21 protein-coding genes are annotated in these 24666 nt (G+C 35.1%); 17 read left to right on the top strand and 4 right to left on the bottom strand.

Features of this window, described 5'->3' with window-relative positions:
• Positions 1–171 precede the first annotated feature (171 nt).
• The 4 genes from ACMAYL_RS13085 (at position 172) to ACMAYL_RS13070 (ending at position 5884) form a co-directional block, all read left to right on the top strand.
• On the top strand, positions 172–1053 hold the full coding sequence (locus ACMAYL_RS13085; RefSeq protein ID WP_412471203.1) for a M14 family metallocarboxypeptidase: 882 nt from the start codon (positions 172–174) through the stop codon (positions 1051–1053).
• Between the two features lie 138 nt (positions 1054–1191).
• Positions 1192–1584, top strand: a complete 393-nt coding sequence (locus ACMAYL_RS13080) for a MarR family winged helix-turn-helix transcriptional regulator (protein WP_412470246.1) — start codon at positions 1192–1194, stop codon at positions 1582–1584.
• Positions 1581–2810, top strand: a complete 1230-nt coding sequence (locus ACMAYL_RS13075) for a TolC family protein (RefSeq protein ID WP_103218338.1) — start codon at positions 1581–1583, stop codon at positions 2808–2810. Before ACMAYL_RS13080 ends, ACMAYL_RS13075 begins: the two co-directional genes overlap by 4 nt.
• Before the next feature lie 11 nt (positions 2811–2821).
• Positions 2822–5884: an efflux RND transporter permease subunit gene (locus ACMAYL_RS13070; RefSeq protein WP_392992959.1), complete on the top strand. Its 3063-nt coding sequence runs from the start codon at positions 2822–2824 to the stop codon at positions 5882–5884.
• Between the two features lie 47 nt (positions 5885–5931).
• Here ACMAYL_RS13070 and ACMAYL_RS13065 read toward each other — a convergent pair whose 3' ends face one another.
• Entirely contained in the window at positions 5932–7302 is a 1371-nt protein-coding gene (locus ACMAYL_RS13065) for an HD domain-containing protein (protein ID WP_412471202.1), read from the bottom strand.
• Positions 7303–7358: 56 nt separating this feature from the next.
• Between ACMAYL_RS13065 and ACMAYL_RS13060 the strand changes: the two genes are divergently transcribed.
• From ACMAYL_RS13060 to ACMAYL_RS13050, 3 genes are all read left to right on the top strand, one after another.
• Positions 7359–8717, top strand: a complete 1359-nt coding sequence (locus ACMAYL_RS13060) for a hypothetical protein (protein ID WP_392992954.1) — start codon at positions 7359–7361, stop codon at positions 8715–8717.
• 275 nt (positions 8718–8992) lie between these two features.
• Positions 8993–10600: a hypothetical protein gene (locus ACMAYL_RS13055; RefSeq protein WP_412470243.1), complete on the top strand. Its 1608-nt coding sequence runs from the start codon at positions 8993–8995 to the stop codon at positions 10598–10600.
• 87 nt (positions 10601–10687) lie between these two features.
• The gene (locus tag ACMAYL_RS13050) at positions 10688–13192 is read left to right on the top strand and encodes a cation-translocating P-type ATPase (protein WP_412471201.1); all 2505 of its coding nucleotides are present in this window, start codon (positions 10688–10690) and stop codon (positions 13190–13192) included.
• Here the strand turns inward: ACMAYL_RS13050 and ACMAYL_RS13045 are convergent.
• Both ACMAYL_RS13045 and thpR read right to left on the bottom strand, forming a co-directional pair.
• Positions 13163–13666 carry a YgjP-like metallopeptidase domain-containing protein gene (locus ACMAYL_RS13045; protein ID WP_392992947.1) on the bottom strand — a complete coding sequence of 168 codons (504 nt, stop codon included), beginning with the start codon at positions 13664–13666 and terminating at the stop codon, positions 13163–13165. The two genes, ACMAYL_RS13050 and ACMAYL_RS13045, sit on opposite strands and share 30 nt — an antisense overlap.
• 15 nt (positions 13667–13681) lie before the next feature.
• Entirely contained in the window at positions 13682–14194 is a 513-nt protein-coding gene (gene thpR / locus ACMAYL_RS13040) for an RNA 2',3'-cyclic phosphodiesterase (RefSeq protein WP_412471200.1), read from the bottom strand.
• Between the two features lie 286 nt (positions 14195–14480).
• On the opposite strand from thpR, the gene ACMAYL_RS13035 reads away from it, so the two are divergent.
• The 10 genes from ACMAYL_RS13035 (at position 14481) to mnhG (ending at position 23585) form a co-directional block, all read left to right on the top strand.
• Positions 14481–17288, top strand: a complete 2808-nt coding sequence (locus ACMAYL_RS13035; RefSeq protein ID WP_412471199.1) for a G8 domain-containing protein — start codon at positions 14481–14483, stop codon at positions 17286–17288.
• A 2-nt stretch (positions 17289–17290) separates the two neighbouring features.
• Complete coding sequence (locus tag ACMAYL_RS13030) at positions 17291–17869, top strand: hypothetical protein (protein WP_412471198.1); 579 nt, start codon at positions 17291–17293, stop codon at positions 17867–17869.
• A 149-nt stretch (positions 17870–18018) separates the two neighbouring features.
• A complete protein-coding gene (locus ACMAYL_RS13025) occupies positions 18019–18237 on the top strand; it encodes a hypothetical protein (RefSeq protein ID WP_392992936.1) in 219 nt (72 codons plus the stop codon).
• A 118-nt stretch (positions 18238–18355) separates the two neighbouring features.
• Positions 18356–20473 (top strand): hydrogen gas-evolving membrane-bound hydrogenase subunit E, encoded by a 2118-nt coding sequence (mbhE, locus tag ACMAYL_RS13020; RefSeq protein WP_412471197.1) that lies wholly within the window; start codon positions 18356–18358, stop codon positions 20471–20473.
• A complete protein-coding gene (locus tag ACMAYL_RS13015; protein WP_412471196.1) occupies positions 20466–20891 on the top strand; it encodes an MnhB domain-containing protein in 426 nt (141 codons plus the stop codon). The genes mbhE and ACMAYL_RS13015 overlap by 8 nt, the downstream gene beginning before the upstream one ends.
• Positions 20892–21203 (top strand): NADH-quinone oxidoreductase subunit K, encoded by a 312-nt coding sequence (locus ACMAYL_RS13010; RefSeq protein WP_412470236.1) that lies wholly within the window; start codon positions 20892–20894, stop codon positions 21201–21203.
• A gap of 86 nt (positions 21204–21289) precedes the next feature.
• On the top strand, positions 21290–22678 hold the full coding sequence (locus ACMAYL_RS13005) for a complex I subunit 5 family protein (protein WP_412471195.1): 1389 nt from the start codon (positions 21290–21292) through the stop codon (positions 22676–22678).
• A 12-nt stretch (positions 22679–22690) separates the two neighbouring features.
• Positions 22691–23038, top strand: a complete 348-nt coding sequence (locus ACMAYL_RS13000) for a Na+/H+ antiporter subunit E (protein WP_412471194.1) — start codon at positions 22691–22693, stop codon at positions 23036–23038.
• Positions 23035–23301, top strand: coding sequence for a monovalent cation/H+ antiporter complex subunit F (locus ACMAYL_RS12995; RefSeq protein ID WP_412471193.1), 267 nt, complete (start codon positions 23035–23037; stop codon positions 23299–23301). Before ACMAYL_RS13000 ends, ACMAYL_RS12995 begins: the two co-directional genes overlap by 4 nt.
• Positions 23301–23585 (top strand): monovalent cation/H(+) antiporter subunit G, encoded by a 285-nt coding sequence (gene mnhG / locus ACMAYL_RS12990; RefSeq protein WP_103218324.1) that lies wholly within the window; start codon positions 23301–23303, stop codon positions 23583–23585. The genes ACMAYL_RS12995 and mnhG overlap by 1 nt, the downstream gene beginning before the upstream one ends.
• Positions 23586–23589: 4 nt before the next feature.
• Here mnhG and ACMAYL_RS12985 read toward each other — a convergent pair whose 3' ends face one another.
• A complete protein-coding gene (locus tag ACMAYL_RS12985) occupies positions 23590–24603 on the bottom strand; it encodes a S8 family serine peptidase (RefSeq protein WP_412471192.1) in 1014 nt (337 codons plus the stop codon).
• Positions 24604–24666 lie beyond the last annotated feature (63 nt).

The raw sequence follows: 24666 nt of genomic DNA, 5'->3' as shown, positions 1-24666 counted from the left end.
ATGTATGCAAGGAGTTGGTTATATGAAAATAAGCGAAGTTGCCCAGACAACAAATCCTCGATACGTGTAACCAAAGACAGTTGGTAAAATTCTAATTGAGATTCAAAATATTGAAGAAATAAAAAAATAGTGCCAAAATCTTTTTGTTGTGAAGTTTAGTATGAGGCACTTATGTGGAATGACGAACAAAAGAATATCTGGTTTGAAGAACAAGAGATAAAAAGATCGTATCGTGAAGAAGTCGTAACAAAGATTAAGAATCTAGAAAATCTTTTTGATATCTCTCAGTATGGAGCACTTCCGTATGATGAGAATAGGTATCCGCTGTTCTTAATAAAAAGCAAGAATTTCTTACCTGAGAATAAAACGATTCTAATTACTGGTGGTGTTCATGGTTATGAAACTAGTGGTGTTCATGGAGCTCTCGCTTTTTTAGAAACACAAGCTTTAAACTACACAAACGATTTTAATATTATTGTTGCTCCATGTATTAGTCCTTGGGGTTATGAAACAATTAATCGTTGGAACCCAATGACCGTCGATCCTAATCGTTCATTCTTCAATGATGGTCCTGCGCCCGAATGCAACCTTTTCATGAAGGCCATTTCTGAATTAAATCTTGAGATTTTTGCTCATTTCGATCTTCATGAGACAACGGATACTGATAATACTGTCTTTAGGCCGGCCCTCGAAAAAAGAGATGGAATACCTCAAGATATTTGGGATATTCCAGATGGTTTCTATCTGGTGGGAGATAGTGAGAATCCAACACCTGAATTTCAAAAAGCAATTATTGAATCTGTTCGTAAAGTTACACATATCGCACCAGCTGATATAAATGGGAATATTATTGGAGAGAAGCTAGAACAAGAGGGTGTGATTAATTATCCTTTGAAGAAGCTTCATCTTTGTGCATCTTTTCCTGATGCAAAATTTTGTACGACAACAGAGGTGTATCCAGATAGCCCAAGGGTTAGTGCTGAAAATTGTGTGGATGCACAAGTAGCCGCAATTATTGGTGGCATGGATTTTTTAGTTAATTCGATTAAATAAGCTGAAATCTTTCTAATGAATTATATTTGAAATCTTAAGATATCTTTGTAGAATACTTAACAAAGTTAAATATTAACAAGGTTACGTATTATTAAAGATTCATTATCTCGTAAATTTATCGAAGTCATCCCATCATCTATGGGCATTATTAGATCGTATATTAAAAGTGCTAGTGAGTCAGAGCTTAGCTTTCCAAAATATCGAATCCTTGCAAGAGTTGATAATGGCACATGTTCAGTAAGTGACCTAGCTGAAGTCATGTGTGTATCTTGTGCGGCCATTTCAAAATTAGTAGATACTTTGGTCAACGATAAATACATATCTCGTGAGACTTGTAAAACAGATCGAAGAATCACGAATCTAAAAATTACATCAAAAGGCAAAAAGAAATTTGAAAAAGTCAGAAGTGCTGCTAGCTGTCGCTTTTTAGAAAACCTAGATGATATTGATTCATCTGAGGTTAAAAAAGTAACAGATGCACTACTGGTAATTGAAAAATTTGTTAAAAATATACAGGAGACTAATTCTTGAAGTTTTATAAAATTGGATTATTGTTTTTTACACTTGTTCCTTGCTTAAGCAGCGCTTCAGTTGAGGATCTTTATTTAAAATCTTTAAAAAAGTCAAAACAAGTTGAAGTATTCGATCTTACAGAGAAGAAGACTATTTCAGACCTTGAAACTGTAGAGTCAACACTTTATCCGTCAGTTGATATTGTAAATACTAACACTTATAGTGAAGAGTATCGCAATGTTACAACTCGTAATAATGAAGTTGATTCAGAAGTTTTCCTTTCTTTAAATCAGAAACTATTTCAAGGTGGAGCTGAGTTTGCTCTATATGACTATAATAAAATTGTACCAAAGCAAGCTAAAGCTCTTACTGATAGAAGTCTTGCAGAGTACTACTCTCAATTCACGTCGCTATTCTTTCAAATGTCTTCCGCTATTGAAGAAAAAGAAAGAGTCGATGCATTATTAGAGAACCTAAGAAAGAGGGTTAGTATTGTTAGAGGTAGAACAAAAATTGGACGAGATCGCAAGGCCGATCTATTTGCTCTAGAGTCCCAACTTCACCGCCTCGAAGCAGGACTTGTACAAAGTAAGGCACAGGTAAAGACTTCGATGACTGATCTTATGAATTTTTCTGGACTCGATAATATTGCTGAAGTGAAAGATAGTGTTGATCCATTGAAGTTAACGCTTTCATTAAATGTCGATCTTGAGAACACACCTGAACTTAAAAGTTTGAAGTATGATTATGAAGCTTCTATTGCAGAAGCAAAGATCGAAAAGGCCGCATATTATCCCCAGGTTGATCTTAGGGCCAATTACAATATTGATAAGAACGAGATTGGAGAGCGTGATTGGGGTGTAAGTCTCAATGTCTCTTTAAACTTATTAGACTTTGGTGAAAGAAAGTCTCGAGTTGTAAGTAAGAGAATCGCTTCACAAATCAACAAGGCCCAAATTGATTTCAGTAGACGTAATACGAAAAATCGTTGGAATGCATTTGTTCAAAATTTTGAATATAAGAAAAATGAATTAAAAACACTTAGAAAAGCATTGTTTCGAAGTCGTGCTTCGTATCAAGAGCAGTTGAAAGATCTTAATAAAGGCCTTGTTACACAGATTGAAGTTATTAGGTCACTAGATGATGTCATTGATCTTGAGAAGTTAGCGATTAGATCGTCTCTTGAAGTTAAGTCTTTATATTATCAAGCGAATGCTTACTTAGGTAATATCCCTAAAAATTAAGAAGGTTATATATGAGTTTATCATCATTATCGATAAGAAATCCTGTATTTGCATGGATGTTAATGTTCTCTCTCATTCTCTTTGGAATCTTAGGATTTAGAGAATTAGGAATTAATGAAAACCCAGATGTTGATTACCCATCAATTTCAATCGCCTACCAATATGAAGGGGCAACTCCAGAAGTTGTGGAAAAAGACGTATTAGAGCCGGCCGAATCTATTCTTGTTTCAATGCAAGGGATTAAAGATATGACATCTACTGCTGGACGTGGGCAAGGGCGAATTGATTTAGAGTTTACACTTGATAAAGATATTGATTTCGCACTTCAGGAAGTTCAAACTCTTCTAGGACGTGCTCAAAGACAGCTTCCTGACGATGTCGAAACTCCAACAGTGACAAAGTCCAACGCAGCTGATGATCCAATTCTCTATTTAGCTCTTGTTTCAGATACTTTGTCTGAAAGAGAACTTAATATTTTGTTTAAAGATGGTGTTATTGATCAGCTGACTACAATCGAGGGGGTCTCTGAAGTTCGTGCTTTTGGTGCGAGAGAGCCTATGATGAGAATTGATGTTATCGCTGATAAGCTAGAAGCGTATCAATTAACTCTCTCTGATATTGTTCTTACACTCCAACGAGAAAGTGTTGAGCTACCTGCTGGTAAGTTTGAAACGGTTTCAAATGAGAAGAGTTTAAGAGTCTTAGGTGAAGGACGAACAGTTGAAGACTTCAAGAATATGATTATTAATCGACGTGGTGGCCAAGCTAATTACGTACCGATAAGACTTTCTGAAGTTGCAAATATTTACGCTGGTGTTGAAAATCGTACGCGTATCTCACGTGTTAACCAAAAACCATCGCTATCGATGCCAATTTACAAGCAAAGAGGTGTTAACGCAGTTGATGTTGCGGATAGAGTTAAGGCGAGAGTTGAAGAGATTTCTAAGAACTTGCCTGAGGGGACAAATCTTTCTGTAAACTTCGATAGAACTTCTTTTATTAGGTTATCAATTGATGAACTTCTTCAAAACCTTGTGCTATCAGTAATCTTAACTTCTTTAGTGTGTTGGCTGTTTTTGAACTCAATGTCGGCAACGATAAATATTCTTCTAGCCATTCCTACTGCCATTATTGGAACGTTTTCTTTTATGTACTTAATGGGATTCTCATTAAATACATTCTCGCTTCTTGGACTAACCTTAGCAATCGGTATTGTCGTTGATGATGCTATTGTTATGTTGGAAAATATTGTTCGCTACGCCAAGAAGGGACATGATAAGGTACAGGCAGCTTTTAAAGGAAGTCGTGAGATTGCATTTGCTGTTCTTGCCACGACCGCTGTTCTTGTTGCAATCTTTGCACCTATTACACTAATGCCTGGAATTGAAGGAAGGTTCTTTAAAGAGTTTGCTTTAACAATCTGTATTGCTGTATCTCTATCTTCTCTAGAGGCCCTGACTCTAGCACCAATGAGATGTTCACAATTCTTAAATGTTGCTTCAAAAGGAATCTTTGTTCACGTTTGGGTTGATAGGGCCGTAGAGTTTGGAAATAAAGTTTACATGGGAATTCTTAAGTTCGCACTAGGTCATAGAATTAAAGTTCTCCTTGTATCGACTGCACTGATTCTTGTCGCTTTCTTATCTCTTAATCATATCGATAAGGAATTTGCACCTGAGTCTGATCGTAGCTTCATGTTTGTAATTTTCATCGCTCCAGATGGAAAGAGCTTAGATTACACAAATGAGAAAGTTAAAGAGTACGAAGAAATCGTTTCTAAAAATGAAAATATTCAAAGAATGATTGTTGCAGTTGGTGGTGGACGAGGTGCTACTTCTGGAAACCGTGGTTTTGGTGTTTTAATTCTTAAAGACCGCGATCAGAGAAAGCTCACTCAATTTGAAGTTGCAGCTCAGTTGAGAAAAGAATTATCTGTTATAAAAGGTCTAAAGATTATCATTAGAGATCGTATGGGATCTGCCATTGGTGGCCGAAGAGGAAGTCCAATTGAGTTTACAATTACGGGGCCAGATGCCGCAATTCAAGCACAATTATATGAACAACTTGAAAAGGGGATGAAAGAATCTGATCTAATGGTTGGAATTCGCTCCGATGACATCGGACAGCTTCCTGAAGTTCACATTATTCCTGATCGAATTAAAGCACAACAACGTGGTGTTGAAGTTAATACTATTGCAACTGCTCTTAATGTCGGAGTTGCTGGTTCGGCCGCAACAAAGTATACGGAGCGTGGTAGACGTTACGATGTATTTGTTCAATTAGCAGAGGAAGATCGTACACGCGAAAATATCTCGTCACTACTACTTCAAAATAATCGCGGAGAATTTGTAACTCTAAATGATGTTGTAAAGATCGAAGATGCATTTGGACCACAGTCTATTTATCGTGAAAATAGGGCCAGAGGGATTCGAGTTGATGCCAATTTAAAAACTGGTGTTGCTCAAAGTAGGGCAATTGATTATATCAAAGAACTTGGTGAGAAAGTATTGCCAAAGGGTTATTACTTAAAGTTTTCGAAGGATCTAAATGAATCACTCTTTAGTGTTTTAATGATCATGGTTTTAGGACTTGTTATTGCCTATATGGTTCTGGCCAGTCAGTTTAATTCTTTTTCAGATCCACTAACTGTCTTTCTGGCGATACCTTTTGGATTAGCTGGCTCATTCATCGCACTATGGTTGTCTGGAAGTACTCTAAATATCTACTCGATGATTGGTATCTTACTCACAATGGGGATTGTTAAGAAAACTTCTATTCTTATTGTTGAATTTTCAAATCAACTAAGAGATGAAGGCAAAGAGTTAAAGAATGCCATCTTAGAGGCATGTGAAACACGCTTTAGACCTATCATTATGACTACTTTCACAACTCTTGCATCTGCTGTTCCAGCGGCAGTCATTGTGGGAGCGGGCTCTGAAACAAGAAGACCTATGGCCCTAGTTATTATTGGTGGGGTTTTTCTTTCAACTATTTTTACTCTAGTTGTTGTTCCTTGCTTTTATTCACTAATAGCAAGACCTCGAAGAAAAATTTTAGAAGAAGTTGAATCATAGATATAAATACCGGAGGATCTTTTCATGGATCCTCTGGTATATTTTATTTATTTTAGGTCTTTTAAGATAGCAATAAGCTTACGATAACTTTTATTAGTATATTGTTGGTTGAGAAAAGTAATTAATTGTTCATTTGAAAAGTTTTGTCCCTTATCCTTTGTTTCAAAGAAGAAGTTCACAAATGACTCTGAGATCATCATAACTTTTGAAAGAGGGGAGATATCATCTCCTGGATCCATAGCAAAGCCTTCTCCATTTCGTGTACCGTGGTGTTGCAGGATAATCTGATCAACACCATTAGGAAGCTTCTTAAGCTTTGAGACTTGCTCTGCTGCTAGCTTGGCATGCATTAAAATATAATTTAAGTTCTGTTCACTAACATCAAGTTTATATGCAAGATCTTCAACTTCAAATGCATCAGGATGTTCTTTGTAGACTGGTGCTAGGTAAATATCATGAAAGAAGAAAGCGCAGGCCATCTTCTCTTCTTGAGCAGAGTTACCCCACGAAACTTGTTTTAAGATAAACTGACTTACATATGTTGCAAGAATAGAGTGGGTATAAAGATATGATGATTTATTTGCAAGAAGATATGCTAATAATTTTTCAAGTTCACTCGATTCTTCAATAACTTCCTTGATGATTTTTATACAAGTTTGGCTTACTTTTGATACCTCTTCGAGGTTTGCTTCATCGCTTAAGAGTACAGAAGCAAGAGATTCTAATGAGACTTCAACGGCCTTAAGCTTTTCTTCTGGCGTAGCTGTTGTTTTTAAGTGCATGATTAATTGCATCGTTAAAAAGTTGATACACTGAAGTCTTTTTTCTGATCTCACATAGACTTGATCATCTTCTGCACTTATGTCTTTTTCATTAATCTTATCATCCTTTGAATATACTAATTCAAATTCATCTTTTTGTTCTTTTCGAAGATAAATATCACAGAAGGCCTGATCAGTTAATTTAAGTAGATCTAGTGGAAGTGGGTAAAAATCTCCAACATCTAATGCAACCATATCCTTTGCCGTAACATTCATTAGCTTTGCTGATGATCTAACGATTGATTTAATATCATATCGATTAGGAATGTAAATAACAGATGGTGGGATTGCGACTGTTGAATTTTGTTCAGTTAAATTATTAAACATAATAATATTAGACTTCAATTTCACAGAAGAAATGAGGTTTAATATTTCATCAGAAATATTTGGGAAATCTTCAAGAAAGTTTGCACAAACAATTAGATTTACGTAATCTCTACGACCTAAGTAGTTTTGAATTTCACTTTTTGTTTTTGCAACGATTACTTTTAAACCGACGTATGCACTTAAGTTCGCAGCATAAACGGAACTTAAGATATTTTCATCAGAAATAATCAAAACTCTAGATCGCATATAATTCCCATCGTAATAATTCATATGTATTATATACTATTATTTAATTTAATTAAGCTAAAGTTGTTAGGAGATCAGAAATGATAAGAGCATTATATATTACTGATGAAGATATCAATAAAGACAATTATCTAAGAAGTAACCTTCCTAAAGAAATCGAGATAGTAAAGGTGAACTCTAAAGATGAGGCTATCGATCAAGTATTGAGTAAAGGTCCATTTCATATTGCTTTAATTGATGTTGAAAATAAGGATATAGAAGCGCTTGATCTAATGACTGCATATAGTGAACTTGTCGATAGTATTGATTTTGTATTCTTTGGAAACTCATCGCTATATGCTGGAAATGTAGAATCCCAACTCGATGAAGAGATGATGGCCGTGGCCCATCACCTTGAATATCCTTTTAATGAAGATGCACTAGAAAATGTGTTTATGGATATCATATTAAAATATAAAAGAATTGAAGAAAGTGCGGCCTTGATTGAAATCGATGAATCTGAATTTGCTCCATTAAAGCTTCGAAGTTTATATTTATTTAAATCAATACCAGCGGATGCATATATTAAATTTTCTTCAAATAAATTTATGAAAGTGATTAAGAAAAATACTCTTATCACTGAAGCTTTAATTCAAAGTTTTGTTAAAAGAAAAGTTAAGTTTGTATATCTCTATAAAAGTGATCAGCTACAAGTTCTAGAAGATGCTATTACAGAGATGTATATTACGCTTGATAAGTATAAGGATACAAAAGTATTGCTTGAGAACCTTATTCGATCAGTTGGTATCATCCATTCGTACTTAAGATGGATTGGTACTGGGGATGCAGTTTTATCTCTAGTTGATAAGGTGATTGAAAAATGTGAGTACGTAATTGAAAAGGAGCCGGATTTATTGGCCCTGCTAGGAAAGTTTCCATTCAGCGCGGGAGACGTTGCTGAAAAGAGCATTCTTACATCACTATTTGGATGTAGTATCCTAGAATCCATCAATTATAAGGCAAGTGGGACAAGATCTAAAATTATACTCAGTGCACTCTTGTGTGATTCAACATTAGAAAATGATGACTTGTGTAAGATAAATTCAGTTAAAGATCCAAATCTAAGAATGTTTTCTGAAGATGAACAGGAAGAGTTTAAGATTCACCCTGTGAGAGAAGGTGAGTTAGCAAGTTTATTTACTAAATACCCAGAGGTTGATTTTATTCTTCATCAGCATCATGAACAGCCTGATGGAAGTGGTTTTCCTGTTGGTCTTCGTGGAAAGAAAATAACTTTAATTTCTGCAATTTTTATTCTTTGTAATGATCTTGCTTCTTATATAATTCAAAGAGGGCTAAAGAGATCTGTTCTTAGAAAGGCCGCAGAGGTATTAGAAGAGAAGTATTCGTACGTTCCCTTTAAAGAACCTTTCAAAATGTTAACGAAAAAATTCTCTTGATAATAAAAGCCTTGATTATGCACAAGTGAGTATCATTTAACTAATGATAGTGTAAGCTTTAGTGCTAACTTTCAAGGCTAATTCTCCCTAATTCTAGTAATCTATAATTGTAAGCTTTTCAGAAACTCAAGTTGATGATTTTGTTCAACTTTTATCGTTTAATACCGAATATATTTCTATGACCACTCGACAAGGAGCGTTAAATCTATAAGTATATTCTTATCATATTTCTACTTACTTTCTCTAGTAGATCATTTGCTGAGACCGGCAGTTGTTTGGCCAATTCTGAAGTGGTCAAAGATAAAATAAGTTACTTAAGAACAAGTGTTATTTGCGCAAACTCTTCATCGTTAAATGATTGTCTTGAACTTGTGCAGTTAAGAGATATTGAGCATTCTCATTTAATTGATGCCGCTATTAAAGAGGATTCAGCTCTTGTTTGCTCTCTACCTGTTACTGGCTATCCTGTTGTTACATCTACTTTTCTTGCTCTTCAAAAATCTTCGATGCAAGTCATCTCAGAAAAACTTGCTCCTAGAAAGTATGTAAATGATGCACTTGATTTTTATCAACATATGCAAGCTCATAAGAAGCGTGTTGTCGAGATGGGAATGAGACTACTTAAGGAATTTCCTGACGAATTTAAAGGCTTGGATGAAAATATTTTAAAGAGTGTTTTGTCCGTACATGATAATGCCAAAGTAAGAACCACTAGTCGCTATAACGGACGTCCTTTTTATGAAGTGCTCTATAATGAAGGATATGGAAAAAAACTAGATCGTAAAATTGTTGATGCTTTAAATAATCAGGATGAAAAATTTGTTAAAGAAGTCTTTGATCAGTTTAATCTTAATGATTCGACACGTGAAAAAATACTACGTATTGAAAAAATCGCAGACTTTGTTGATAGAGGTATGAGTCCTGTTGCAACTGAGGAATTTGGAAGGAAGACAACTCTGGCAAGTCAAAGTGACTTTTTTCTTAAAGATAAGATGGATAGAAATTTAGCGAAGTATCTGGAAGATAATTATCAAGATATCAATAAGGACCTTCATTATAAGAAATTGAGTGTTCTCGAAAAGGCAAAACTTAAGTCTAGGTTAGATGTTAAGCTAAAGTATGGTGAGCTTGTCAATGAAAAGAAAGCTGGGGTGTTTGCAATTAGTAGGGCCGCACTAGCTTCACAAATTAAGAGTCATGCGAAATCTTTAGGAAGTCGAATTGCTGGACTTTTATCTAACACGAAATTTATTAAAGGAGTTACAGGTGTTGATTTAATGTTAACTTCGATAAAGACTGGATGTCAGGAAATCGGTTATCACGACTGGGTACAGGATCCTAATTGTGGGCCATTAATTGGCTTAGGTCCTAATGTAATCAAATTTTTAGATGAGCCTTGGCTGAGACAAGAAATGGCCTTGCAGCATGGCCAGCATATGTGCAGTGTTGTTGATGGCATATATAATGATCTTCAATCGAATCGTGTTAATAGGAAATCATGCCTTAGGGATGGAAAGGTAAAACTTAATGGCCTCGATAAAAGAAATATTCTCGTAACTAGTGAAGATAATAAGATTGATAAAGTCCAGTTTTATGAAAGAAAATACGGACGTATGGGAGTTACGATACCCGTTCTTAGTAATTTAGAATTTGATCCTAATGGGGAAATTGAGAAGGCCTGTTTTAGTGTTCAAAATGGTACAAAGAATCTATGTAAGAATAAATATGAGATAAAGTCTAATAGTTTAAATAATGTTTACAGAAATGCTATTAGCAAAGCTCAGGAATATTTGAAAAAGAACTCTTTTGATATTGCGCGTTCTATTTCTTGTTGTCTTAGAGAAACTCAGGACCCTTCGTTAAAAGCCTTCTGTGCAAATTGAACAGATAAACTTTAGTCCTCTTAAGTATTTTTACGCATGCTACTCTTGCTAGAATATGATCAACTTTAATGATTGGTGAACGTCAGTATGCAAAAGAAAGTCTCATTTAGTAGTTTAGTCGGTCTTACTGGAACACCTAATGGATTAGATGAAAAAGAAGTTAACAAGCAACGTTTAAAGTTTGGACCAAATGAGATTGTCGAACGCATAGGAAATCCATGGATTGATATCATTATTGATACGCTCAAGGACCCTATGGTATGGTTTCTCGTTGGGATATCTGCTGTATTTTATCTTGTTGGTGATTATACTGAGTCTCTCATTCTAATGCTTGCAACACTACCGTTAATCTTTATGGATGCCTTTTTACATTTGCGTACACAAGTCTCAACGGCAGCTCTACGGAGTCAATTATCGTCAAAAGTTATATTAATTCGTAATGGTAAAAAAGTAGAAGTTGATTCATATGAAATTGTACCTGGCGATCTTGTGGTTCTCTCCTCTGAAGGAGCCTACTTGCCTGCAGATGGTTTTTGGGAGGAGACAGATTCACTTCAAGTAGATGAATCTGTACTAACAGGGGAAGCCTTCCCGATAAAGAAAAATCCCATACATTTTGATCCATTTAAAAATACAGCTGATACTTTAGTTGAAACAAATATATTAGGCTTTGCTGGAACACGAGTTTTAGCTGGAAAGGGAAATCTTAGAATACTATCGACTGGTAGGAATACTTCATATGGAGAGATCGTTCAGTCTGTCGCTCAGATCGCTCACGAAAGAACTCCTTTACAGTCTGCGATATTAGAGCTCACACGATTTCTAATATATGCTGCTGTCATGCTCTGTTTTATCATTGCAGCGGTTAGGCTCTACCAAGGTCATGGTTGGCTTGATGCTCTCTTAAGTGCAGCAGTATTGGCGGTTGCTGCTATCCCTGAAGAGTTTCCAGTAGTCTTCTCCTTTTTCTTAGGAGTCGGTGTCTATCGTTTAGCGAAACACAATGCACTTGTTCGAAGAGCGGTATCGGTCGAAAATATTGGTCGAGTCACTCAAATTTGTACGGATAAAACAGGCACGATAACGGTTGGTAATTTAGAGTTGACCCACTTTGTGAATGCATCTGATACTTCAGAGTCTCATCTTCTTACAATGGCACTTGCGGCATCTAATAGGCAGGGGGCCGATCCTGTTGATATTGCAATTATTAATGAAGCGAAGAATAGAAATACGACAATACTTAATCGTTTGTCGGTAATTCCTTTTACAGAGGATAGAAAGAGAGAGACGGCATTTATTGAATATGAAAATACCTTAAGGTGTGTCATCAAGGGGGCCCCTGAAATTGTTTTATCTAAATCATCTCTTAATGACGAAGAAAAGAAGATGTGGGGAAAAGAAATTGAGACATTGGCCAAAGGTGGTCACAAGGTCTTGGCCGTTGCAGCTCTTGTGGTTAATGACGAGCTTGTGGAGTCTTGTTTAGAGCCTGAAGAAGGATTTCACTTTTATGGGCTTTTGGCATTTGAAGATCCTGCCCGTCCCGAAGTAAAAGAAGCCTTAAAGTATTGCATGAAAAATGAAATTAAAGTTTTAATGATTACGGGAGATCATCCCGATACCGCCCGCGCAATAGCGAAAGATATTGGCCTAATACAAGAATCAGCTGTCATTATTTCTGCCGAGAGTGAGCCTCATAAACTTGAAGAAGAGTGGTTACAAGATAATCCAGGGTTCTTTAAATGTGTTGATGTTGTTGCAAGATGTAATCCTGTACAGAAATTTAAGATTGTTGAGAGTCTAAAGAAGGCCGGGGAGCTCGTTGTCGTCACTGGTGATGGAGTAAATGATGTTCCAGCACTTAAGGCCGCTGATATTGGTGTTGCAATGGGGCTTCGTGGGACGAGAAGTGCCAGAGAGGTATCTTCAATCATTTTGAGTGACGATAATTTTAGCACAATTGTAAATGCAATTCGTGAGGGCAAGCAATTATTTGAAAATCTCAGAATGAGTTTTAAATACTTACTACTTATTCATATACCATTTGTTCTATCAGCTGCCTTAATACCACTACTTGGCTATAAACTTCTTTATTTGCCAATTCATGTAGTATGGCTTGAATTAGTTATTCATCCTACTGCTCTTTTTGCTTTTCAACAAAATATTAATTTAGATACGCAAAAGGATCTTTCACATCGAAGATCATTTTTTAATAAAAAAGAGTTAATGACTATTTTAACATTGGGATTGAGTTTGACTGCAATACTCATTATCTCTTATATTAGTGCGGTCTCTGAGAGTCAAGATGTCGCTCACGGGCGTGCTAAAGCGATGGCACTGCTTTCTCTTTGGAGTGCTGGCATAGTTATAGCATTAACAAAGTGTCGAACAACTGCCGCTAATTTGATCATACTGTGCACAATCTTATTATCTCTCGTTCTCACACAATATAACTTAATGGCAAATGCGTTGCACTTATCTCCACTTCATCTCATGGATTGGATTAGGGTGATTTTCATCGCTTTTGTATTTGTCTTGATTTTATTTCTTTTGGATAGTCCTTTAAAAAAGAACTTCTCCCTGATCAAGTAGCACAAGATAGAGTCTTAAATCGAACTCAACTTGGTGATAGTTTGGTTGCATATATTCACAAAGTTTATAGAATGCTTTGTTATGATCTTTTTCTTTAAAATGGGCAAGTTCGTGTACCACAAGCATTTCGAGCATCTCTTTTGGTGCGTCTTTAAGAACTCGTGAGATTCTCATTTCATGCTTCTTTTTTAACTTTCCTCCGTGGTTTCGACTAATGTAGGTATGTGTACCAAGTGCATCATTTACAAGATCTTTCTGTTTTTCGTAAATAACCTTACTAAGCTGAGGAACATTACGCATATACTTATCTTTAAGCTCATTTGCATATTTATAAAGTAATTTATCAGAATTTATTTCATGCTTGTTTGGATATTTTTTTTGCAGGTAAGATTTGAGATTTCCACTAGCAATTAGGTCTTCAATTTGTTGTTTGATATGTTCTGGATAGTATTTAAAGTACTTCTCAATAGGCATATATACTCCAATTCCTCAAAAAGTTGCTAGAGGAATGTATTCAACACCATTTTTGGTTGAATGACTATGAAATAAAGTAAACTCATTAACTAGAATGTTGAAGTCATGTATTTCTACCGTCTTAAGGAAGCTTCTTATCTCTTCTTCACCAATACCTTTATCCATTCTGCCTATGGTGAGATGAGGAGTGTACTTCATATTATCCAATTTTAAATCTAATGTTTGTAGCTTTTGTTCAATCTGAGTTTGTAGCTTTTCGAGCTGTGGATTATGTTCGACTCCAATCCATAACGGTGTTCCTCTACGGTGCGGATGAAAATACCCTAAAGATTGAAACGTAAGGGGAAAAGGTGAAAACTTAATCGTTACCATTAATTTGTTAATTTGAGCTAATAATGCATCAGAGACTTCACCAATATATTTTAAAGTTAGATGTAAGTTGGCAGCAGGGTAGCGATTGAAATATTGATGTGCAAAGCTTATTTGATCTATATGCTCTTTGATATCTTTAGGTAAATCAATTGCCACAAAAACTCTCATCTCACAACATTCCTAATTTAGTATTAGTTTAAAAAAAGCCTCACAATTTGAATGGTTAAATATACTGAAGTATTACCTATTAAAACATGAACCTACTTTTGTTTGCACATTTTTGTGCATATTACTTTCTTGATTATTTGCTCTATTGCAATATCTAAACTGCTGAAATTACTGTCTTTAATTAAATGTTCTTTAGAAAAGTTAAAATCACTTTTGTTCCACGATTAAAATACCAAAGGATCTATTCTAACTGGTTTTATTATAAGGGAATTAAATGAGAGATTTATTTAGAACGTTTGTGGTTATTAGTTTTGGAATACTAAGTTTAAATAATGTATATGCTGAGATTAAAGGTCATATTGATGCTGTAAAGCTTGTAAATAATAAATTGGTGGTAAGTGGTTGGGCCTGTGATCAGACAGTAAATCAATCCATTAATGTTCATATTTACGCCGGTGATTCATTAAGCAGCAAGAAAATACTTTCAAACTTTAAAGCAAGTAATCCAAGTGAAGCCGCTGTTTCAAATGTTTGCCAAAATACATTTAATAAACATCGTTTTGCTCACGTATTTTCTGACGATCAATGGAAAGCAAATGCTGGAAAGCTTGTTTTTGGATTCGGTATCTCTCTAACTGGTGGAGCGAATCTTCAGATTGGAAAAAGTGGTTACTTTCGAATTCCAACCTATGTTACTGATAGAAAGATTAGTGACTTCTATACAACGAGTGGACAAAATTTAACGATACCAAATGGGATTACTGCTACTCTTGATCGTGATATTAACGTCGGTTTATTGCAAGTTGATGGAGAGTTCAGGTGCCCAGATAATACATCAAGCTATCAAATTATAGCCAAAGGTATTTTAGTGAATGGTAAGTTTATATGTGGAACAAGTTCTAAAAGATTTCAAGGAAATTTAAGAATTGAGCTTGCTGATGGACTAGAGTTAAATAGTGGAAACCACTCAATGGGAAAGAGGGCCTTTGCTGTTCATGGTCAAGGACAATTACACCTGCATGGAGCTTATAAGAATAGTGGAATCATCAAGTTAGCAAGTCACGCTAATCCTGGTGATACATCAATTACACTTTCAACAAATGTTAACTGGAAGAAAAATGATGAGATTATTATTTCTTCGACTTCATTTGATATGAATGAAGCTGAAAGAGTAAAAGTTGTTTCAGTAAATAATAATGTCGTCGTACTTAATCGAGCTCTCTATCACAAACACTGGGGTGTTAATCGTACTCTTAGTCATAGTGGGAAAAGTTGGACGCTTGATAATAGAGCAACTGTTGCAAACCTAACTCGTAATATTTTGATTACTTCATATGGTGGCGGACATGAGTCATCATATCTTGGTGGTCATGTTATGGTGATGGGAAATGCTAAGGCATATGTTGACTCTGTCCAATTTTCAAAATTAGGAAGAATGGGGGAGATGGCAAGATATCCATTCCATTGGCATATGGTTGGAAATGCAAGTGGACAATACATTAAAAACTCGTCTGTAACAGATAGTTATCAAAGATGTATCACCGTTCACGCAACTAACTACGTAAGCGTTATTGGTAATGTTTGTTATAATCACTTCGGACATGGTTACTTTTTAGAAGATGGTAATGAAGTAAAGAATACGCTTAGTCATAATATCGGTCTGGTTTCAAAGAAAGTTCCAGAATCTCGTGCTTTATTAATTTCAGATGTAAGAGGTGTTGCAGCAAGATTTCCTAGTCCATCAACATTTTGGATTTCTAACCCAGATAATACTGTAGCATACAACGTAGCGGCCGGATCTGAAGGTACTGGATTCTGGATGGCTTTTGAAAAAAATAGAATTTGTTCTCCTGACGGATTATGTTCGACTCCGATAACGAATAATACTCTAAGATATGACAATAATACGGCCCACTCAAGTAAGGTTGGTCACACATGGGATGGGGCACCTGATGGGGCCTTAAGAAATAATCCAAATAATCCCGAAGATAGAGAGCTTGTAAGTGCTCATTATGGGCCTTCTACTTATCCTGTGTTTAAAAACCTGGTTGCTTTCAAGAATACAGAGAGTGGAATCTATTTTAGAGGAAGGGCCGCTCAATTTGATAATGCTGTACTAGCAGATAATCGTTGGGCAATCTTTACTGCTTACTCTCAGCGTTTTACTAATTCGGCAATTGTTGGGCAATCAGCAAATAACTCTAATAAAGATAAAGGGATTCTCGCAAGTGCTCTACCTGGTAATTCTTTTGTTTCCGGAATCGTTGTCTATGATGGGCCTTTTGAATTAGATAATGTAACTTTCTTTGATTACCCAAATACACAACAAAGTTACAATGGTAAAAATATTACTCCAATTCCAATCACTAATATTGGAGGAGCGAATCGATTTGAAAATAAGGTACGCGGTCTGAAATTTGCCACAACACCTTGGAAAAGATTTTACTATGAAACGAATAATCAAAACTGGATTGATTCGCCTTATTCAATGTCGGTTAGAGACCTTGATGGTTCCCTGACTGGTGTTAGTGGTTCAGTCGTTGTTCCTTATAATAGTTTCAATAATAATGGCTGTAGCGCAAGAACGAATTGGAATGCTTACGTTTGTAACTATAATCTTGGTCTTTTTACTTTTCGTTCTGTTAAGGGGAGAAACGGCGTAGAAGATAATAATAAGATATACTTTACTTTAAAAAGAGGAGCACAAGCTAAGGTTCTAACTTCAATTGCTTCTAGTAATTGGAGTAATAAATTTAATACTATTGTAGGGACAAATGATATTTATCAAGTTGATTTTGAATCGGTTCCTTCTCTAGATAAACAGTTTAAAATTAACTACCAAGCTGAAAGTAATCAGGCCACAAGTGCTGTTGTACAAATCGTTGGTGGAAATAATTGTGATCTCATTGGAGCAACAAAGTTACAAAGCTTATCTGCCCTAAGAGGCCATAATGGAAATGGATATTATGTCTCTGCTAATTCTATGTATCTTAGAATGAAAGCTACTATTGTACACCCATGGCATGCTAAAGCTCCACTTAGTAACTCGTTTTATAGAACTATGGATATAACTTGTAGGTAATGATGAAAAAAGTTGTAACCTTTTTTATAATCACATTTTCAGGAGTTATGCTTATCGACACTGATGTTGAAACGGCAAATGTATCAGTTGTTGAAAGAGCTAATGAAGAGGCATTTTCAAATGAAATAATCTTGAGTGATGATCATAATTCTTTCGAAGAAGTAGAAATTGTTAATATTGAAGATAGGATCGAAAAGATCGAGATAAAAATTTATGAGTCAGATGATCTTTCAAGTGCAATTGCTAATGATCTTAGTAAAACTATTTTAAGTCTAAAAGAAAGTTCTGGAGTCGAGGTTGATACTTTGGATAAGCTTTCAAATGCAGAGAGGGCATATATTATTTTGAAGAATATAGAGCCTGAAGACTTCTACCAATTGTCGTATCAAGACAAGGATATTTTAATGGAAGAGTTTGGTGGACGAGCAGTTCTTAGTGAATATTATTATAAGAATGAAGTTCTCGGTGAAAATTATGATTTACCAAATCCAAATCAAATAAGGCAATTACGTAGTCTCGCACAATCACAGATCATTGATGAAGGGGATTCAACAATGATGGTGTATGAAGGTAATAATTGATCATTTTTTTAGCTCCTCAAAATCACACATTAGTAAAAAAAGTTAAGATTTAGTTTTGAATAAATTAATACAATCTATTGTCAATATATATATTATTGATGTCTAAAAATCCGGTATAGTTATAGGAAGTGTTAACGAAGGAGCATTGCATGAATGTCAATGAAATCATTTTCCTAATTTCATGCCTCGCATTGATTGGAGTGTATATTACGATTGAGAAGTTTATCAAAATAAAATCTTCAAAAAGAGAATATTATACTAATGCAAGTAAATTGAGTGATTCAAAGAATCGTAGCGCAAAGGTTACAACTGATCACTTGGTTGCCATGAAAAAGAAAAGTCAATTATCGGCTAAGAAAAGTGCTTAGAAAAAGAAAGATTCATTTTTTGAGGTCATACTAGATTTTGTATGACCTCATATTTCAAACACACACTCACTGAAAATTAAACTCGTAATTTATACGAAGGATTGTTTTGAAGATACTAGTGGAAGGTATATTTTCGTTTTCAAGTGTGAATAATCTATTTGGTGCTCTTGTCGCCATCATAGGTATAGGTGTCTTTATTTATAGTCTCATCTATATGAAGAGCTTTAGTTCTAAAGATAAGCTAATCTACTATCTTTCTCTAATTCTTTTTTCAATATCGATGTTTGGGATAATATACTCTTCAAATCTCTTATTTTTCTATCTGTTTTGGGAGATGACTAGTGTTACATCCTTTTTTCTTATCGGCCTAAAAAATGAAGATTCGCAAGTTAGAGAAAAAGCAAAATGGGCACTCTATACAACCGTTGGAGGAGGGCTTTTTCTTCTTTTTGGAATATTACTTATTTCTCAAATAGGTGCTGATTTTGGCCTGTCATTTTATGACTCATTTAATTTAACTAAGTTGATGGAATTGAAGAACTTTGAAAATCATATTTATTTCAGAATCTCTTTAATCGCACTCTTTATAGGTATTTGTTCTAAATCAGCTCTTTTTCCATTCTCTTTTTGGCTTCCTTTGGCCATGGCGGGGCCCACTCCAGTGAGCAGCTTTCTTCATTCTGCAACAATGGTAAAGGCGGGCCTGATCTTAGGATTAAAGGTATTTCCATTATACGCACAAGACTCACTTTGGCAGATGCTCTTTATTAGTGTTGGTGTCATTACAGTTCTTCTTGGTGGTTTTCAGTGCTTACTTCAAAGTAATTTTAAGACAATGCTAGCATATTCTACTATTTGTATTCTTGGTATGTTGGCCATCCTTTTAGGAATTGCTAACGAATATTCAATTATAAGTTTCGTCTTATTAGTTATTGCTCACGCGTTTTATAAAGCAAGTCTCTTTCAATATGTTGGCTATTTTGCAAAGGCCTTAAAAACGATGGAACGAAAAGAGCTCTTAAATGGTGATCGAGTTGGAATATTAGCTTTCATTATTGCACTTCTTAGTACCATGAGTATGATTGGATTTCCCTTAAGTATTGGCTTTTATGCAAAGGAGTATATCTATTTAACAAGTATCAAGACATACTTACCTTGGATTATCATTCCTACTTTTTTTATCGGTAATCTATTTATGGGAATACAAGCGGTGAATCTTCTTCGGGTATCGTGGCCTACAAGAAAGAGTTATGTGATAAATTATAAGGGACTCCTTATATCTCCCTTCATTTATTCAGTCTTGGCCCTCGTTATTGCACTAGTACCTAATCTAACTGGTGTCGGCCTTATTGCTGAAAAAGCATTAGGAGAAATTGGTTTAAGAGAGCAAAGTGTTCATATTAAGTTATGGCACGGTATTCAATATCCATATAATCTTGTTCTTCTTCTGAGTGTTTTGACTATTCTAGGTAGTGTTGGAGGAAGTTTCTTTCTCGATAAATATTTTATTAAGCTTGATGAATTTTCAAAGAAGTATTCAGAGTTTAGTCTGTGGCCTCACTTAGAAAAAATACTTTATTTGATTTTGGACTATTTTAAAAAAATGAATTTGTTGATGCAAAATGGAAGTTTTGCACACTATATACGCATAACATTAAGCTTTTTAACCTTACTTACTATTCTTTCTCAATTTGGTATAACAAATTTTGTCTTTCCAAAAATAGAATTTACTCTTTCAAAATTCTTAAGTTTGTCAGGAATTCTAACTGGATTAGTATTTGCATATATAAGTAAGTCAAATCTTAAGGCTATTCTATATTTTGTACTTTCTGGTTTCTTCCTAGTGCTCTTCTTTGGTTATCATAGTGCTGCAGATGTTAGCATGACTCAACTTATGGTTGAGACACTTTCTTTATTTTTTGTTTTCTTCCTTATAAAGGCCGTTCCAATAGATGGACGTGATCTAAGAATCAATATTAAGCCTATAAACTTTATCATTGCTTTTCTTTATGGCCTCTCAATTATGATTTTTTCTCTAACAAAGAAATTGGATTTTGATATGAGTGCTAGTCGCTATTTTTTTGAAAACTCAAAATTTTTGGCAAAAGGAGAAAATGTTGTCAATGTGATTCTCGTGGACTATCGGGCAATGGATACTTTTGGTGAAGTTCTTGTTGTTGCTATCGCTATTGTTGGTGTATTAGCTATTTTTTCTAAAAGAGGTGAGCGTGAATGAAGCACTAATTCGAGGTAGCTTTAAGCTTGTTTGTCCACTTCTGGTCATTTTATCTGTCTTGTTACTTTTAAGAGGACATGATTTGTCAGGTGGAGGATTCATAGGAGGCTTACTTTTATCTTTGGCCATGATTCTGCACTTTATATCCCACCATGACTCAAGTCTAAGAAAATGGATTTACGATAATTACACTTATATTATAGGATTGAGCATTTTAGCTCTTGTTTTTATCTTCTCATTTCCTGTTTTTTTAGGAAAGGCACCACTTAGTTCAATGTGGTCAAGTATTCCTTTCCCCATAGCTGGAAAAATTAGTTCTGTTCTTGTTTTTGATACCCTCGTTTATATTATTGTTTCTTTGAGTACAACGATGGCCTATGTGAAGTTTATTAGCTTTTCAAAGGAAAATGGTAACTAGATGACGTTCTTAGTTGGTTGTATATTTTTAATTATCGGTTTTCTTTTTTTATTAAAGAATACTTGGGTCAATAGTATCTTTGCGATTATTACTTTAGGTAATGGTGCTAATCTAATTATCTTCTCAATTGGAAAAGTCGTCTCCCATGGTTATCCATTTGCTAAAGTCGGAGCGAAGTTTGAGTCTAGTATTGCCGATCCATTAACTCAAGCACTCATCTTAACTGCGATTGTTATTTCTTTTGCAACACTTTGCTTTGTCATCTCAGTTATAAAGAAAATCAATGATTCAAGAGAAAAGGGGAAGGCGTAGTGATACATCAGAACTTTTTTATCGTCTTTCTTATACTACCTCTTGTTTCAGCTGCCTTTTCTCTTTTGTTTAAGGAGTCAGACAAATTGATCTTATTCTTTTCAAATTTATTTGCACTTCTATATTTTATAATTTCTGGATTATTCCTTTTTTCATTTAAACAAACATCAACATTTGTAGTAGGAAGCTGGGAAAGTGGAATTGGAATATCTTTAAGTTATGATATTTTTTCAGGAGTTATGATTTTCGTTGTCGGCGCAATATACTTCACTGGTGTGCTTTACGCTTATCCTGGTGTTACTGTTGAGAAAAAAAGCATTTATCATTTCTTGTACAATACACTCTTTCTGGGATTGACTGGTGCCTTTCTTACTCGCGATCTTTTTAATTTATTTGTGTGGTTTGAAATTACGCTAATGAGTAGTTACGTACTTGTTGTCCTTGATTCATCTCGTAAAAGACTTAAAAGCGGTCTTAAGTATATACTCCTAAATTTCATTAGTGGACTTATCTTCTTGATTTCAATTGCACTCATTTATAAGTTTACAAATACATTAGACTTTAAGGTTTTAAGCGAAAGATTGGCACAATTATACGCTAGTGACCCCGGCCTTGTTCGCTCTCTTGCGATCTGTCTCTTTGGTGCTTTCGCAATTAAGTCAGCATTTTTTCCATTATTTTTCTGGCTACCAGAAAGTTATCCAAAACTTTCAGCTGGACTTAGCGGAGTCTTGGCGGGACTTCTGACAAAACTTGGCCTCTATGCAATGATTAGAGTCTTCGGTCAGGTTTTTCCTTCTGATCTTCAACTGTTTTGGACAATTCTAATTTTAGCGATTCTTACTCTTCTTGTCGGTGTATGGTTTGCAGTTGTTCAAAACAAATTAAGAGAGATCTTAAGTTATCATATTATTAGTCAGGTTGGTTTTATTGGAGTAGGTGTAAGTTTTTGTCTTCATCCTGATTTAGCAATAAAGAAGCTTGGTTTCTCTTGTTCTCTTTTTTATATCTTTCATCACATTTTAGTTAAAACAAATCTATTCTTCGTTTCTGGCTTAATAAGAAATTTTGCATATACTGAGAAAATATCAAGGCTTGGAGGTTTACTTAAGACTTCTCCCATTATTGCGATTCTTTTTTTGATTCCTGCTGCTAGCCTGATTGGAATACCACCATTTTCTGGATTTTGGGCGAAACTTGGTCTCTTTAAAATAGCAACTGAGAGCCGTCTTATTTGGATCATTATTCCCATGATTATAGGAAGCTTCTTTACTTTATATAGTATGGTGAAAATATGGAGTGGAGTGTTTTGGGGTGAGTATCATGAGTTTATTGTGTCTTTTCCAAAGGTTTCAATAATTCGTTCTTATATCTCATGTATCTTGCTTTGTATTTTTACTTTAATTATTAGTTTTAACCCACTACTAATTTATGAGCTTGCCCAGGAAGTCGGTAAGATCGGACTAATTTATTAACGAGGTTCTCCTATGAGATTATGGTATATCTTAGAATTTATTATTCTCTATTTATGGGATCTTACTCTAGGTGCTCTTAGAGTCGCTCAAGATGTAGTGACACCTCAGAACTTATCAACTCCAGGAATTATAAAATTTCCACTAGAAGTACAGAGTGATTTTGAAATTGCTTTGTTATCAAATCTCATTACTTTCTCTCCTGGGACCATGGTTATTGATTTAGATGCAGATAAAAAACATCTCTTAATTCACATGATGTTTTTAGAAAATGAAGAGGAAGCCATTAAGGAATTCAAAGAAGTTATTGAGAATCGTGTTTTAAGAATTCTAAGGGGAGCTTCAAATGGAGGAGTTAAATGAGTGTTCTGCTAATGATCTCTATTGGCCTTGTTGTCTTGACCTTCTTTCTTCTCACTCTAGAAGCAAAAAGAGAAAAGGAAGTCCTTGTTAAGGTCCTTGCTTTTGACTTAATTGGAATCTCTGGTGTTAGCCTTTTTCTAATTCTTTATACATTATACGGAGATCTCTTTTTTTATAATATTGCCTTGTTATTTGCTGTCGTTGGCTTTGTAACAGCATTTGTATTTGCAGTTTATTTATCTGATATGAGTAAGGAGAATTAATGATAAATCTTATCGGTGAAGTTTTAATCTTTTTAGGATCTATCTTTGTTTTCCTTGCTGTCGTGGGATTTATGAAAATGCCAGACTTTTATATGAAGCTTCAGGCCGCAAGTAAGGCCAGTGCATTTGGAGCAGGTTTAATCTTGTTAGGAACAGCAATGATATTTGCTAATCTTAATATCGTAATAACTAACTTCTTTCTTTTTATATTCTTATTGATTACGACACCGATTGCAACACATGCAATGGCCTATGCTTATACTAAGAAAAATGAAACTTCATAATTTGTTATTTAAGTGCCTCATAGGCATCTACAATTCCACCAGATACACTCAGGCCTTCAAGGCTTTTTAGTGGACGACTTGTCTTAATTAGTTGCTCTCTCATTGTCCATCTCGACTGCGGCCCATGTGTTGCCAAAACCATGGCCGCAACTGCTGCAACTAGTGGTGTTGAAAAGCTTGTACCACTCGATGGACCATAGGTATTTGATAGGTGTGTTGTTAGAATTTTATCACCAGGTGCAAAGAGGTGAACTGATTGATCTCCATAATTAGAAGACTTTACTCTATTACCATTCTTATCATTTGAGCCCACGACAATAATATTTGAAAATTCCTCTGCATAAGCACCTGGGTATCGATTCGTCGAGTTTTCAACTCCAACATTTCCAGAAGAGGCAATGACGAGAATCCCTTTGTCATTTAGTTCTCTGAGTACTTTCTTAAATGCCGGTGACGTTACTTTAAGCCTCGCAGAAAAGCTTATAATATCTGCTCCTCTCTCCATTGCGTATCTCATTGCCTCTATAAGGTGTGGAAGCTTATCCTTTCTCTTTGCCATAGGCTCTGGTTTAACGATAGGAATGATCTTTATACCTTTTGCAACGCCCTTGATACCGAGGCCATTGTCATGCTTTGCTGCAATGACGCCTGCTACGGCAGTGCCGTGTTTTGTTTGAAAGTCATAATCTCCTGAAAGATCACCATTTTTCTTATTCGCATTATAACCATAATAATCGTCTGTATAGCCGTTATTATCGTCATCAATCCCATTGTTTGGAATTTCCTCTTTATTAATAAGAATACTGTCTTTTAAATCTTCATGATCAATATCAAATCCAGCATCGATAATTGCAATAACGGGTTGATAATTTGACTCGAGAATTTTCCAGGCCTTTTCAATATTTGCACCCTTATTTTTAGCGTTATATTTCAGATGCCACTGATCTTTTTCTAGTGGGTCATTTGCAAGAGCGGTATTTAATGTGAAAAGAGTAAGAAGAATTGAAATTTTCTTCATTGATATTCCTTGTCGCTTCTAAATTGAATTCAAGCCGATTTATAGTATTTTTAATTACTTGGA

The sequence above is a fragment of the Halobacteriovorax sp. RT-2-4 genome, assembly GCF_047085445.1.
Classification (GTDB): domain Bacteria; phylum Bdellovibrionota; class Bacteriovoracia; order Bacteriovoracales; family Bacteriovoracaceae; genus Halobacteriovorax_A.
This window is presented reverse-complemented; position numbering and strand designations above follow the sequence as displayed.

Bases quoted from the DNA above. Each gene is read 5' to 3' on its own strand.
- ACMAYL_RS13085 (WP_412471203.1), top strand. From the start codon at position 172: ATGTGGAATGACGAACAAAAGAATATCTGGTTTGAAGAACAAGAGATA.
- ACMAYL_RS13080 (WP_412470246.1), top strand. From the start codon at position 1,192: ATGGGCATTATTAGATCGTATATTAAAAGTGCTAGTGAGTCAGAGCTT.
- ACMAYL_RS13070 (WP_392992959.1), top strand. From the start codon at position 2,822: ATGAGTTTATCATCATTATCGATAAGAAATCCTGTATTTGCATGGATG.
- ACMAYL_RS13065 (WP_412471202.1), bottom strand. From the start codon at position 7,302: ATGAATTATTACGATGGGAATTATATGCGATCTAGAGTTTTGATTATT.
- ACMAYL_RS13060 (WP_392992954.1), top strand. From the start codon at position 7,359: ATGATAAGAGCATTATATATTACTGATGAAGATATCAATAAAGACAAT.
- ACMAYL_RS13050 (WP_412471201.1), top strand. From the start codon at position 10,688: ATGCAAAAGAAAGTCTCATTTAGTAGTTTAGTCGGTCTTACTGGAACA.
- ACMAYL_RS13045 (WP_392992947.1), bottom strand. From the start codon at position 13,666: ATGCCTATTGAGAAGTACTTTAAATACTATCCAGAACATATCAAACAA.
- ACMAYL_RS13035 (WP_412471199.1), top strand. From the start codon at position 14,481: ATGAGAGATTTATTTAGAACGTTTGTGGTTATTAGTTTTGGAATACTA.
- ACMAYL_RS13030 (WP_412471198.1), top strand. From the start codon at position 17,291: ATGAAAAAAGTTGTAACCTTTTTTATAATCACATTTTCAGGAGTTATG.
- ACMAYL_RS13025 (WP_392992936.1), top strand. From the start codon at position 18,019: ATGAATGTCAATGAAATCATTTTCCTAATTTCATGCCTCGCATTGATT.
- ACMAYL_RS13010 (WP_412470236.1), top strand. From the start codon at position 20,892: ATGACGTTCTTAGTTGGTTGTATATTTTTAATTATCGGTTTTCTTTTT.
- ACMAYL_RS13000 (WP_412471194.1), top strand. From the start codon at position 22,691: ATGAGATTATGGTATATCTTAGAATTTATTATTCTCTATTTATGGGAT.
- ACMAYL_RS12995 (WP_412471193.1), top strand. From the start codon at position 23,035: ATGAGTGTTCTGCTAATGATCTCTATTGGCCTTGTTGTCTTGACCTTC.
- mnhG (WP_103218324.1), top strand. From the start codon at position 23,301: ATGATAAATCTTATCGGTGAAGTTTTAATCTTTTTAGGATCTATCTTT.
- ACMAYL_RS12985 (WP_412471192.1), bottom strand. From the start codon at position 24,603: ATGAAGAAAATTTCAATTCTTCTTACTCTTTTCACATTAAATACCGCT.